Raw genomic sequence first — 12,750 nt, 5'->3', positions numbered from 1 at the left:
GAGAAAAAGAAAAATTACGGAAAGAGTAAAAAAAAGTTATGAAGATTTAAAAGAGAGCCTATGCTCTCTTTTAAAATGAGGGTACAATTATTTGTGTTTATGTTCAGCTAAAGAGATGGCATAAATTTCATCAAATGATTTCAACTCGCCACCACTGTCTTTGATAAAGTTTTCAGCCGCTTCTTTTGTAGCAAATGCATATTTACTTATTTTTGTCATTGTTCCTGGTTTATTACTTCCGTACACATAAAAAGCTTTATGCGCATCGATGAATTTTAAACTGGTGTTGTCAACAACTTTAAGATCAGTAAGGGCATCACCTTTTGCCTCTTTATCTGTAACCAAACAGTTTAAAGAACAGTATTGGTAATTGACCTCTCCTTCTTTAGAAGCATGATTTGTTTTGTAAAACATTGGAAGTGTCATACCACAAATTGGACAATGCAATTTGTTTTCACCTTTTTGAAGCATGGTTGTTTTTTCCATTGGAACAGATTGGTATCTTGTTTTTTGCATGTCACTTGAGTAGACGTTTAAACTGAACAACAATGATACAATTACAAAAAGCGTTTTTTTCACTGGGCATCCTTTTTTTTCTTTTATTTTAGTATATAAATGTTAAAGAAGTGTTAAAAAAATCACATTTTTCTTATTTAAAAATAAATTAAATATGACAACTCAAAATAGATTTGTGAGGATCAGTTAAATACTCATAACCGCTGTGCATGATATAAACACCAAAAGCAATGACCAAAAGTGAAGCAATCGTAATAAAAAGATTTCTTAACGCTATTTGTTTGAATAACCCCATAAAAAAACCCAATGAAAACATCGCAGGAATAGTGCTTAAACCAAAAATTAACATAACAAATGCACCCCAAAAAGCGCTTCCCGTACTTGCTGCTGTAATGGCAAATACATAAACAAAACCGCAAGGAAGCAAACCATTTAACATTCCAAGCAGATAAAAACTGGTAAACGTATTTGAAGCAATTAACGCATGAAAAAGTTGTTGGTAGGTTTTGGATTTGGAAAACGAGTGTTCAATTCGCGTAAGAAATTTCAATTTCCCACTCAAAGATAACCCCACTAAAATCATTAAAAAACCTGTGATTAAAAGCATGATACCACTGGTTGTATTATCAAAAGTAACCACCCCTCCCACATAACCAAATATTGCACCCAATATAACATACGTACTAACACGTCCAAGTGAATACAACACATGATAAAAAGATTGTTTTAATTTGCTGATTTTATTGTCAATTTTCACACTTGAATATGCGACTACAATGCCTCCACACATTCCAATGCAATGACCAAATGAACCCAAAAATGCAATGGTTACTATGGTTAAGATACTGATGTTTTCCATTATTGCCCCAACACTTTTTTTCTGATTGTAGGATTGGTCAAATTTTCACCCCGATACATTTTTAAAAGCATCTCATCAAACGAAATCATGCCCTCTTTTTTATCTTTGAATGCGGCGAATCCATATCCCATTGCTGTCTTTGAATTTATACTGTACCAAGCTTTTCGTGCATCGATATACCCTTCGACATCTCTTGGATAGACCCAAATAATCGCTTTATCTTTGTAATCAATATTTTTATACCACAAAGCAAAACAGCCTGAATCATCAAAAAACCAAGTATCTCCAGCGGGTGAAATGGCTTGCACGGTATCCTCTTTTTTAACAATGGTCATAGCACATTGTGTATCTTGGTAGTGATTTAACTCAATGTCAATGGGCACATGTTCCGTATTGCCTTCATGAATTACCACCATCTTTTTTTGATTGGCCATGGATAAAAAGATGACAACAATAATTAAAACAATAATTAAAACACTCAACAAAGGAAGAAATTTTTTCATACAATAAAGACCTAATTTTTTTAAAATCATATATGAACTATCTTAACAAGAAGATTAAAAGTACTGAATTTAAATGATGTTAAAGTATTAATTGATTAAGATAAACATTATCTTTAAAGTACAAAGGCGTCACTTGAGAAAACTGCTGTTTCTTTTAATCTTCACAGTTGCCACTCTTTTTTCACAAGAGATGAATCAAAATATCAAAACGAAAAAAATTTACCCCAAGGGTGAAAAAATCTATTCAAAACTGTGTCAAACCATCCATCCTGTAGATTACGCTACGTTCAATGAGTTAAAACAATCCATACAAACAAAACATCTGTGTAAACCAATGAGTGCCAGCAATTTTGAGGCGTTAACTCTTTATTTATGGGAGGTTAAAAGAGAAGAACATACACATTTTCACCCAATAACTGTAGGCGAAAAAGAGCGATGCCCCGTATGTGCAATGTTTGTATCCAAATACCCAAGATGGGTTGCACAAATCACTTACAACAATAAATCCTACTATTTTGATGGAGTCAAAGATTTAATGAAATTCTATTTCGACCCTCAACAATGGGGAGAGTACCCTTTTACAAAAGAGGAGATAAAAAGCATTTTTGTCACTGATTATTACACACAAAACACCATTGAAGGCAAAAAAGCTTACTATGTTATAGGCTCAGATGTTTATGGTCCAATGGGCAATGAACTCATTCCTTTTGCCTCACTTCATGATGCAAAGATATTTAAAAAAGATCACAATGCAAAAGAGATTTTAACGTTTGAAGATATTACTCAAAAAGGTGTTTATCAATTAGATGCATTATAAAACCAAACTCTATTTCCGTACTCTTTTTTTTACTCTGTGCTCTTTGCTGGGGCTTATCCTCTATTTAAATGCATTTCATACCATCACTGCACAACAAAAAAACGAAAAAAATGCCCTAATACGGCTTCATGGTCTACCCGATTTAGCGCTTTCTACAGAAGCCATGTATACAAGACACCGAAGTTTGAGTGATGTTTTTTCGCTTTTTAAAGAGTCTCCATCTTTATTTGAGTATTTCCCTACAACTTTTGTGTACAACTACTCAAACAGCATCAACAACACACCATCAAAGATTTTGCATGAAAAAAATTAATCTTTATTTATTGGAGTTTGCACTGAGTGCATTGCTGCGACAAAAGGCAAAAAACATCTTCATTTTATTGATTTTTACATCATTGATTTTTTTACTCAGCAGTGTGTTTTTTATCTCAAAATCAATACAAACGGAACTTAATACAACGGTCAATGCACTCCCTGATATTACCATTCAAAAACTCAAAGCAGGACGCCATTATGATATTGATGTTGCTGTTGTGGATGAACTTTTACAAATGCCCGGAATAAAGAGTGCCGTTCCCAGAGTTTGGGGGTATTACTACTTTGAAAATGCGGGGGTTAATTTCTCCGTAATAGGCATTGATGAGTTTGAAGAGCAGTATAAAGAGAGTTTAAATCAAGTCGTTGAAAAAAACGATTTTTCGCACGCATCAGAAAACAACGCCATGATTGTGGGAAGTGGTGTAAAAAAAATACTCAATGAAAACTACTATACCGACTATTTTAACTTTATTAAAAGCGATGGTACGTTTCAAAAAGTCAGCATCGCAGGTACGTTTAAAGACTCAACCAATTTAGAATCAAATGATTTGATTTTGCTACCAAGAGCATTGGCACTGAATATTTTTGGCATGGCGGAGAACTTGGCAACAGATATTATTGTTAAAGTTGCCAATCCCAATGAGGTCTCAAAAATTGCCTCAAAAATAAAGTTGCTTTTCCCTGATTGCAGAGTCATTACCAAAGAGGAGTTAAGCATATCGTACCAAAATATATTTGACTATAAAGGGGGGATTTTTTTACTCTTTTTTACCATTTCCATATTCACTTTTTTTATCATTGTTTTTGATCGCATCAGTGGGTTAAGCAGTGAAGAGAAAAAAGAGATTGGTATTTTAAAAGCCATTGGATGGAGAGTAGAAGATGTACTCAAAGAGAAGTTTTATGAAGCATTTACGCTCTCTTTTAGCGCATATATTTTAGGTGTTTTATTGGCACTGTTGTATGTCTATATCTTACAAGCACCTCTTTTAAACAATATTTTCAGTGGTTACTCTGTGCTAAAACCCACCTTTGATTTGCCTTTTGTCTTAGATATAAACAGTTTGGTATTAATCTTTTTATTAAGTGTTCCCATCTATATTGCAGCCATTATCATCCCCTCTTGGAGAAATGCCACCATTGAAACAGATAAGGTCATCAGATGATTGTATTAAACGATTTAACAAAAATTTATACACCCAATAAATACACCCAAATAACCGCCATTCAAAATATCAATTTGCAGGTGAATCAAGGTGAAATGGTGCTCTTAAAAGGGGCAAGTGGGAGTGGGAAAAGTACCATACTTTCACTTATTGCAGGGCTTTCAAAACCAACAAGTGGAGAAGTCATTGTCCATGACCAACACATCTCAAAACTGCCCGATGACTTTGCCTCAACTTTTCGACAAACTTACATTGGATTCATATTTCAAAAATATAATCTCATCCCCAATTTAACAGTACAAGAGAATATTTTGTTGCCCTTAGTCCCACAAAATTTAGAGACTAACGAGGCAAAAGCACTTTTACACGAAGTGATGACTCACTTTAAAATTGAGCATAAAAAAGATGAAATGGTTAAAAACCTTTCTGGGGGAGAACAACAAAGAGTTGCCATTGCTCGAAGTCAAATCAATCATCCCAAAATTGTCATCGCCGATGAACCCACTGCCAACTTAGACAAAGCCTTATCCTTACATTTTATTGATACATTAAAAGAGCTAAAATCTCAAGGGAAAACCATTATTGTTGCAACACACGATCCTTTGTTTTTCAACTTGGATTTTTGTGATAGAACAATAGAACTGTCCAATGGAGAAATCATTTCGTGATTCTTACACCTGAAGTACTCACCATTCTTATTTTAGATCTACTGCTGACACTTTTTTCATCTATTGCATTTATTATTGCATTAAAAATTGTTTTCAAATGGGATTTTAATGCAACAACACAACAACAATACACTTTGGAAAAACAGAGTTATTTGGGTTCAACAATTATTAAATATACCCTTTACTTAAAAATCATACTCTTTTTCTTTTTTCTCTTTACCTTAGATAAACTTTCAAGTGTTATCAATGGTGCCATGTGTGCAGCAGGGGTAGTTGATGCAACCTCTTTTGGGATTTATTTACTGCTGTTTAAAGTGCTGAATATCTATTTATTTGGCTTTTGGTTGGTGGTGCATTACTTTGATGTCAAACATCCTAATCTGCCTTTTACTCAACACAAATTTACTTTTTTTATTCTGATTTTTTTCCTGTTTCTCACTGAAATATATTTGGAAGTCAGTATGTTCGCTTCCATTGACATCGCAAAATTGGTCAGTTGTTGTGGGACACTTTTTTCAACATCTGAAAACTCCTATGTCTCATCACTGTTTAAAATCAATCAAAACTATTTCTTGATTGCTTTTTATCTCATATTTTGTATTTTACTGCTGCTTTATTTCATGAAAAACAGCTTTTTGTATGTGATATTTAATCTGCTTTTTTTAGTTGCTGCCGTTATTAGTTTGATACTGTTTTTTTCTACGTATATTTACGAACTTCCCACACACAATTGCCCATTTTGTATTTTACAAAAAGAGTACCACTACATTGGTTATGTGATTTATACTTCACTTTTTTTAGGTACTTTTTATGGTTTTTGTGTTGGTATTTATGATATGTATTTTAAAGAGAAACTCTCCAGTGAGATATTTTTTAAACGTTCCATTATTTTAAATGGATTTTATGTGGGATTGGTCTCTTATTTTGTGTTGAGTTATTATATAAGATTTGGTCTATTTTTATAAAAAAGGCGCGATGCCTTTTTTATTATAAATCTTGTTCGATGACTTGTTTGAATTTATTAAAGTAGACATCTTTAGCCGCTTCTAAAGAAATGCTTACATCATTCAATGTAATTGCATCACCACCTACGGTTCCCAGTTGTCTACAAGCAATGCCTTTACTTTGTGCAAATGCAACAAACGCATCAACATTGTCTGGTTTAACTTCAACAATGGCTCGGCTTAATGTTTCAGAGAAAATATCTTTTGAATCAGTTAACGTAATATTAGCAGTAACACCTTTTTTACCCACTGTTGCCATTTTTGCTAATGAAATGGCCAAACCACCTACGTTGATATCTTTTGCTGATTTCAACAGATTTTTTTGGTTGGCTTCAATGACCGTATTCCACAAATTAAGCTCTTTTGCAAAATCCACTTCTGGGTGAACACCAGCTACTTTTCCATACATTTTTTTCATGTATAAAGAACCACCGAACTCCCCTTTGGTTTCACCTAAAACAAACAGTATGTTTCCATTTTCTTGTAAACACGATGGCAATACTTTATTCGCATCTTCATTGACTCCCACCATTGCAATTGAAGGCGTTGGGAAAACCCCTACTCCATTTGTTTCATTGTATAACGATACATTTCCACCAATGACAGGAGTAACAAGCTCTCTACACGCTTTTTTGATTCCTTCACACGATTGTGCGAATTGCCACATCACTTCTGGGTTTTGTGGGTTTCCAAAATTCAGACAATCCGTAATGGCTTTAGGCACGGCTCCGCTCATGGCAACATTTCTACCACTCTCCATTACCGCTGCACTTGCACCCAATTCTGGATTGATGTAACAAAATCTTGTGTTACAATCTGCACTCATGGCAAGGGCTTTTCCTGTCTCTTTGATTCTGATACTTGAACCATCTAAGCTTCCAGGACCAGCAATGGTATTGGTTTGTACCATTGAGTCATATTGGCTGTAAACCCAAGATTTATCTACAACTTCCATATCTGAAAACATCGCTTCAAATGCTTCTTGGTTTGAAATGTTTTTATCTAATGTAATGTTGGCAATATCTTTTAAATATTCTGGTTCTTTTACGGGTCTGTCTAAAATAGGTGCTTGCTCAGAAACGGGTTGAACAGGTACTTCTGCACATTTTTCACCGTGCCAGAACAACTCCATGTTCCCTGTGTCGGTTACTTCACCAATAACCGCAACGTCTAATTCCCATTTTTCAAAAATGTCAATAATCGCTTGCTCACACCCTTTTTTAGCACAAATGAGCATTCTCTCTTGTGATTCACTCAACATGAAATCATACGGCGTCATCCCCTCTTCTCGCGCAGGAACTTTGTCTAAATGCATGATCATACCAGAACCACTTCGTCCTGCCATTTCAAATGAAGAAGAGGTCAATCCAGCAGCACCCATATCTTGAATACCTACGATTAAATCTTTTTTAAACAGTTCCAAACACGCTTCTAAAAGCAGTTTTTCCGTAAAAGGGTCACCCACTTGTACCGTTGGTCGTTTGCTTTCTGAATCCTCAGTAAACGCAGCAGAACTCATAACTGCTCCACCTAAACCATCTCTTCCTGTTTTAGAACCAACGTACATAACAGGGTTTCCTAAACCTTCGGCAATTCCTAAGAAAATCTCATCCGCTTTGGCTAAACCTAAAGTAAATGCATTTACAAGATTATTTCCCGCATAACACTCTTCAAACGTTGTCTCACCACCAATGGTTGGTACCCCCATACAGTTACCATATCCACCAATACCAGCAACTACACCTCTGAGTAAAAATCGGTGTTTTTGTGCTGTTTCACTGTTGCCTTCAATAGAAGCAAATCGAATGGAATTCATGTTGGCAATAGGACGTGCACCCATGGTAAATACGTCTCTTAAAATTCCTCCAACACCTGTTGCTGCACCTTGATAGGGTTCAATAAATGAAGGGTGATTGTGTGATTCCATTTTGAATACCGCAGCATACCCATCGCCAATATCAATTACACCTGCATTTTCACCTGGTCCTTGAATCACCCATGGAGCTTTAGTTGGGAAGCCATTTAAATATTTTTTACTTGATTTATATGAACAATGCTCACTCCACATTGCAGAAAAAATTCCAATTTCTACATAGTTTGGCTCACGACCTAAAATTTGTTTTATGTTTTCAAACTCTTCTAGCGTTAAAGAGTGCGCTAAAGCTATCTCTTCAAGGTTTTCTAATTTTTGCATATTGAGTATACCTTATATTGTTGTCTTAAAATTAAGCGATTTTATCTAAAAGTGTATTAACAAATCATAAAAAAGAAGAAGAAAAAGGGCCACCTTATAACCCATTTCTTAATATTTGATTATATATGTAATTTTAGTTCGATTTTTCGCACTTTTTTTATTGATTATACAAATCAATGAAAGTTTTTTATGTATAATGGTTACCATAATTTTTAAGTAAAGAAGAGAATTGTGAGAATCATCTATACCCTACTGCTTATCATAACGACTGTTTTTGGTGCTGAACTCAAAGAACTGCCTTGGAAAAAAGGGGATACCTTTTTAACATTTTTGCAAGACAATAATATACCTCAAGAGTTATATTTTAATTTAGAAAAAAATGACCGTGAGTTGTGTTCTGAAATTGTTGCAGGAGTCAACTACCAAGAGTTAAGAGGCGAAAACAATGAGCTCTTACAAGTTTTAATTCCTATTTCAGAAGAGATGCAACTGCATCTGTATAAAGAAAAAGGAGAATTCCTCTTTACAACTACCCCTATCGCATTTCAAGAGGTAACACAAACCATCTCAATACCCGTTCATTACTCTCCATATCAAGATATTTTAGATGCCACCTCCAATCAAGCATTGGCGAATGAGTTTGCACGTTCTTTTAAACGTTTGGCCAATTTTAAACAGATGCGAAAAGGTGATAACATTGCCATTAAATATACTCAAAGAATCCGAATGGGAGAGTATTATGGAACACCCAATATTGAAGCCGCTTTGATTGAAATCAGAAACAAACAAACTTACATTTTTAAAAATGAAGCGGATGGACGATATTATGATGAAAAAGGAAGAACACTGACAAGCTTTTTTATGACAGTACCTGTTGCTTACAAAAGAATATCAGACCGATTTACCTACAAACGATGGCATCCGGTGTTAAAAAGATACCGTGCACACTTAGGTATTGATTATGCCGCACCAGCTGGACGAAAAATCTATGCAGCAGCTTCGGGAAGAGTTGTTTTTGAAGGAAGAAAAGGGGGATACGGAAAAACCGTTGAAATCAAACATGAAGGCAATTATAAATCTCTTTACGGACATATGTCTAAATTTGCTGCGGGTATTCGACCTGGTAAATGGGTCAAACAAGGCACACTGATTGGCTATGTTGGAAGTACAGGTGTGAGTACGGGGCCACATTTACACTTTGGATTGTATAAAAATGGACGTGCCATCAATCCAAGTAAAATTATTCGAGTCACCAAGAATGAGTTAAAAGGAAAACAAAAACAACAATTTATTCTTTATGCAAAAGCACTCTCACAAGACTTATTAGAGACCATCAAAAGCAGACCTGAACCTTTAAATATTACAAAGATAGACAAACAATCAAAACTTAACGCTGAAGTCTAGGATACAGATGCAAACCGAAGATTATATCAAAGAGCCCAACGAACTTTTAGATAAAATCGACAGTTTGCACCCAAGTGACATTGCCTATTCTCTTAAAAAAATATACAAAACCAGTTCCGACGATTTTTATTTTGTTTTAAAACAACTGCCCGATGAAATCTTAGGGGAAGTTATTCTTGAACTGCCTGATAACTTACGAGAAGATGCCTATGGTGAACTCTCTATTGCTCAATTAACCGATGCCGTTGATGAACTTGATTCGGATGATCAAACCGATATTATTCAAGAGATTGAAGAGTTAGATAAAGCCAAAGCCAAAGAGATTTTTGAAGGACTTGAAGAAGAAGACCAACAAGAGATCAATTGGCTTAAACGTTATGAAAATGATGAAGCTGGTGCGTATATGCAAACCGAGCTTTTTTCTGCGAATATTGATGAAAAGATTGGAGACTCAATCCTTCGATTAAAGCAATTAAAAGATCAAGATGCCATTGAAAACATTCATCAAGTTTTTATTGTAAACAATGACAAAACATTACTCGCTTCCATCTCACTGGAAGATTTAATTATTTTTAACTTTGACAAAACCTATGCCGATATTTTAAGTGAAGACGAAAATAAACATAAACCGTTTAAAGTTCAAGACGATGAAGACATTGACAGTGTTGCAAAGTTTTTTGAACAATATGACTTAAACGTTGTGGCGGTTGTGGGTTACCAAGGTATGCTTATTGGGCGTATTACTTCCGATGATATCATCGATGTTATTGAACAAAATGCCACGGAACAAATTTACCAATTAGCAGGGGTTAATGAAGAGTTTGAGCACGCTGACAATACTTTCACCACAGCAAAAAAAAGAGCCATTTGGCTTTTTATCAATTTAGGAACAGCCATTTTAGCCTCTTTGGTGATTGGCCTTTTTGATGCAACCATTCAACAATATGTGGCATTAGCAATTTTGATGCCCATTGTTGCTTCTATGGGTGGAAATGCGGGAACACAAACCTTAGCCGTTATGGTCAGACAGTTAGCCTTAAGAGAAATCGATTATGAGAACAGCAAAGATGCGGTCAAAAAAGAGGTTTTAATCTCCATCTTCAACGGTTTTGTTTTTGCTCTTTTAATGGGGCTTGTAGCCTCTTTTTGGTTCTCTACGCCCATGTTGGGAGTTGTCATTGGTCTGTCAATGATAATCAATATGTTCAGTGCAGGTTTTTTTGGAGCATCCATTCCGCTTCTACTGAAAAAACTCAACATCGATCCAGCAGTAGGAAGTACGGTATTGCTGACAACCGTAACCGATATTGTTGGTTTCTTTAGCTTTCTTGGTTTGGCTAAAATTATTTTATTATAATTTTTTTATACAAAAAGAGTATAATAAAAGAAAAATTGAGTACCTCATTTATGCTAAATTCATTTTCGCCCGCTTTTAAAATCGCCATTATTTACTTAATATTGAGTATCGTATGGATTTCCACATCCGATTATGTCGTTGGGCTTATTTCACAAAATCCAGAGACAATCAATACGTTACAAACCATAAAAGGTTGGTTTTTTGTCTCCACAACCTCTTTGCTTATCTATATTTTGATTCATCGATTTTTCAAAAAAGAGCAAAAACTCAACAAACACCTAGAAGAACAAAAAAAAGATTTTGAAACCATTATTCAAGAATCTCCAACTCCCATAATGGTCTATAATGAAGAGGGAGAAGTTTTAATTATCAACAAAGCTTGGCTAGAACTCACAGGATACAGTTTTGAAGAGATTGATACCATTGAAAAGTGGACAAACAAAGCATATAAAAACAAAGCTTCAGAAATCAAAAGCATCATTGAGAATTTATATGCCATTAACAGCAGAGTAGACAGTGGTCTTGTCACTATTTATACAAAATCCAATGAAGCCATTGTGTGGCACTTTAACTCAGCACCTTTTGGCATTAAAGACAATAAACGAACCATTATCTCTTCTGCGTTGGATATTACAGAACTTGACAAAAAAAATAAACTCATTATTCATCAATCAAAAATGGCAGCATTGGGAGAGATGATTGAAAATATTGCTCATCAATGGAGACAACCTCTTTCAACCATTTCAACCATCGCAACAGGCATTGAAGTTAAAAAAGAGATGGATGATTTGGACGATGAATATATTTTAGACTCTATGAAAATCATTAACAATCATTCACAATATCTCTCTAATACCATCGATGATTTTAGAAAGTTTTTTGATAAAAACCCGAAAAAAGTGCCCTTTAATATTAAACAAAGCATTGAAAAATCATTTGAATTGTTATACAGCAGACTTCGAACAAGCCACATTCAAATTGAAAAAAACCTTTTTGATGTCTCTATTTATGGTCTTGAAAATGAGTTTATTCAAGTGATTATTAATTTGATCAATAATGCCATTGATGCCTTAGCCCAAACTCAAGATAATAAACTCATTCGTATTGAAATGAAAAAAAATGAGAAAGAAATTTGTATTACCATCAGTGATACCGGGGGTGGCATTGAACAAGAAATTATTGAAAAAGTCTTTGATCCCTATTTTACAACCAAAACAAAAAATCAAGGTACAGGTATTGGTTTGTATATGAGTGACGAAATCATCAGCCGACACATGAATGGCAAAATTGAAGTGATGAATTCTTACTTAAACTATGGAGACAGAGAGTATTTGGGAGCAAAATTTATTATTACTCTGCCCCACAACACTATTTCATAAAAGAAGAAGAGATAATAGACAAAAATTCATCTTTTGTTTTTTTCTCTTTTTTAAAAATACCTCTCAAAGCAGACGTGACTGTCGTTGAACAAATTTTTTCAACCCCACGCATCTCCATACACATGTGTCGTGCATCCACAACCACAGCAACACCTTTTGGTTTTAAATGCTCATTTAACGCATCGGCAATTTGTTCCGTGAGTTGCTCTTGAATTTGTAATCTTCTGGCAAATACATTCACCACGCGTGGAATTTTGCTTAACCCCACTACTTTTCCATCAGGAATATATGCCACATGGACTTTCCCAATAATAGGAAGCATATGATGTTCACAATGCGAATAAAACTCAATATCTTTCACCACAACCATCTCATCATTGGTTGAATGAAAAAGGGCTTTTTGAATAATCTCTTTAGGATCTTCTTTGTAACCACTGCACATAAATTCCATGGCTTTTCGTACACGCGCTGGAGTATCAATCAATCCTTCTCGATTAACATCTTCACCAATATGTTCTAAAATATTTTTTATTGAATCTTCAAATTTTTTATTGTCCATACTCTT

At 34.8% G+C, this 12,750-nt stretch carries 13 protein-coding genes; 8 read left to right on the top strand and 5 right to left on the bottom strand.

All coding sequences use genetic code 11. The features are described 5' to 3' along the window. Nucleotides 1-87: 87 nt before the first annotated feature. The 3 genes from ACNI3C_RS07740 to ACNI3C_RS07730 all read right to left on the bottom strand — a co-directional run bounded on the left by ACNI3C_RS07740 (nucleotide 88) and on the right by ACNI3C_RS07730 (nucleotide 1,878). Nucleotides 88-579, bottom strand: coding sequence for a nitrous oxide reductase accessory protein NosL (locus ACNI3C_RS07740; protein ID WP_419769244.1), 492 nt, complete (start codon nucleotides 577-579; stop codon nucleotides 88-90). 85 nt (nucleotides 580-664) lie between these two features. Then, complete coding sequence (locus ACNI3C_RS07735; RefSeq protein ID WP_419769243.1) at nucleotides 665-1,375, bottom strand: sulfite exporter TauE/SafE family protein; 711 nt, start codon at nucleotides 1,373-1,375, stop codon at nucleotides 665-667. Beyond that, complete coding sequence (locus tag ACNI3C_RS07730; RefSeq protein WP_419769242.1) at nucleotides 1,375-1,878, bottom strand: hypothetical protein; 504 nt, start codon at nucleotides 1,876-1,878, stop codon at nucleotides 1,375-1,377. The genes ACNI3C_RS07735 and ACNI3C_RS07730 overlap by 1 nt, the downstream gene beginning before the upstream one ends. Nucleotides 1,879-2,011: 133 nt before the next feature. On the opposite strand from ACNI3C_RS07730, the gene ACNI3C_RS07725 reads away from it, so the two are divergent. From ACNI3C_RS07725 to ACNI3C_RS07705, 5 genes are read left to right on the top strand one after another with little or no spacing between them, the layout of a single operon-like run. After that, nucleotides 2,012-2,695 carry a nitrous oxide reductase accessory protein NosL gene (locus tag ACNI3C_RS07725; RefSeq protein ID WP_419769241.1) on the top strand — a complete coding sequence of 228 codons (684 nt, stop codon included), beginning with the start codon at nucleotides 2,012-2,014 and terminating at the stop codon, nucleotides 2,693-2,695. After that, nucleotides 2,685-3,008 carry a hypothetical protein gene (locus ACNI3C_RS07720; RefSeq protein ID WP_419769240.1) on the top strand — a complete coding sequence of 108 codons (324 nt, stop codon included), beginning with the start codon at nucleotides 2,685-2,687 and terminating at the stop codon, nucleotides 3,006-3,008. The genes ACNI3C_RS07725 and ACNI3C_RS07720 overlap by 11 nt, the downstream gene beginning before the upstream one ends. Next, a complete protein-coding gene (locus tag ACNI3C_RS07715; protein WP_419769239.1) occupies nucleotides 2,995-4,179 on the top strand; it encodes an ABC transporter permease in 1,185 nt (394 codons plus the stop codon). Before ACNI3C_RS07720 ends, ACNI3C_RS07715 begins: the two co-directional genes overlap by 14 nt. Beyond that, nucleotides 4,176-4,847 (top strand): ABC transporter ATP-binding protein, encoded by a 672-nt coding sequence (locus ACNI3C_RS07710; protein WP_419769238.1) that lies wholly within the window; start codon nucleotides 4,176-4,178, stop codon nucleotides 4,845-4,847. The genes ACNI3C_RS07715 and ACNI3C_RS07710 overlap by 4 nt, the downstream gene beginning before the upstream one ends. Further along, a complete protein-coding gene (locus ACNI3C_RS07705; RefSeq protein WP_419769237.1) occupies nucleotides 4,844-5,812 on the top strand; it encodes a hypothetical protein in 969 nt (322 codons plus the stop codon). Before ACNI3C_RS07710 ends, ACNI3C_RS07705 begins: the two co-directional genes overlap by 4 nt. Before the next feature lie 22 nt (nucleotides 5,813-5,834). Here the strand turns inward: ACNI3C_RS07705 and purL are convergent, their stop codons facing one another. Continuing rightward, a complete protein-coding gene (gene purL, locus ACNI3C_RS07700; protein ID WP_419769236.1) occupies nucleotides 5,835-8,045 on the bottom strand; it encodes a phosphoribosylformylglycinamidine synthase subunit PurL in 2,211 nt (736 codons plus the stop codon). Between the two features lie 231 nt (nucleotides 8,046-8,276). Between purL and ACNI3C_RS07695 the strand changes: the two genes are divergently transcribed. Genes ACNI3C_RS07695 through ACNI3C_RS07685 form a run of 3 tightly spaced genes read left to right on the top strand, consistent with a single transcriptional unit; the run spans nucleotide 8,277 to nucleotide 12,185 of the window. Further along, entirely contained in the window at nucleotides 8,277-9,449 is a 1,173-nt protein-coding gene (locus tag ACNI3C_RS07695) for a peptidoglycan DD-metalloendopeptidase family protein (RefSeq protein WP_419769235.1), read from the top strand. 7 nt (nucleotides 9,450-9,456) lie between these two features. Further along, entirely contained in the window at nucleotides 9,457-10,806 is a 1,350-nt protein-coding gene (gene mgtE, locus ACNI3C_RS07690; protein ID WP_419769234.1) for a magnesium transporter, read from the top strand. Between the two features lie 50 nt (nucleotides 10,807-10,856). Continuing rightward, nucleotides 10,857-12,185 (top strand): PAS domain-containing sensor histidine kinase, encoded by a 1,329-nt coding sequence (locus ACNI3C_RS07685; RefSeq protein WP_419769233.1) that lies wholly within the window; start codon nucleotides 10,857-10,859, stop codon nucleotides 12,183-12,185. Here ACNI3C_RS07685 and folE read toward each other — a convergent pair. Then, the gene (gene folE / locus ACNI3C_RS07680; RefSeq protein WP_419769232.1) at nucleotides 12,175-12,744 is read right to left on the bottom strand and encodes a GTP cyclohydrolase I FolE; all 570 of its coding nucleotides are present in this window, start codon (nucleotides 12,742-12,744) and stop codon (nucleotides 12,175-12,177) included. The two genes, ACNI3C_RS07685 and folE, sit on opposite strands and share 11 nt — an antisense overlap. Nucleotides 12,745-12,750: the final 6 nt, after the last annotated feature.

The sequence above is a fragment of the Marinarcus sediminis (SeqCode) genome, from assembly GCF_048571275.1.
Lineage (GTDB): Bacteria > Campylobacterota > Campylobacteria > Campylobacterales > Arcobacteraceae > Marinarcus > Marinarcus sediminis.
This window is presented reverse-complemented; position numbering and strand designations above follow the sequence as displayed.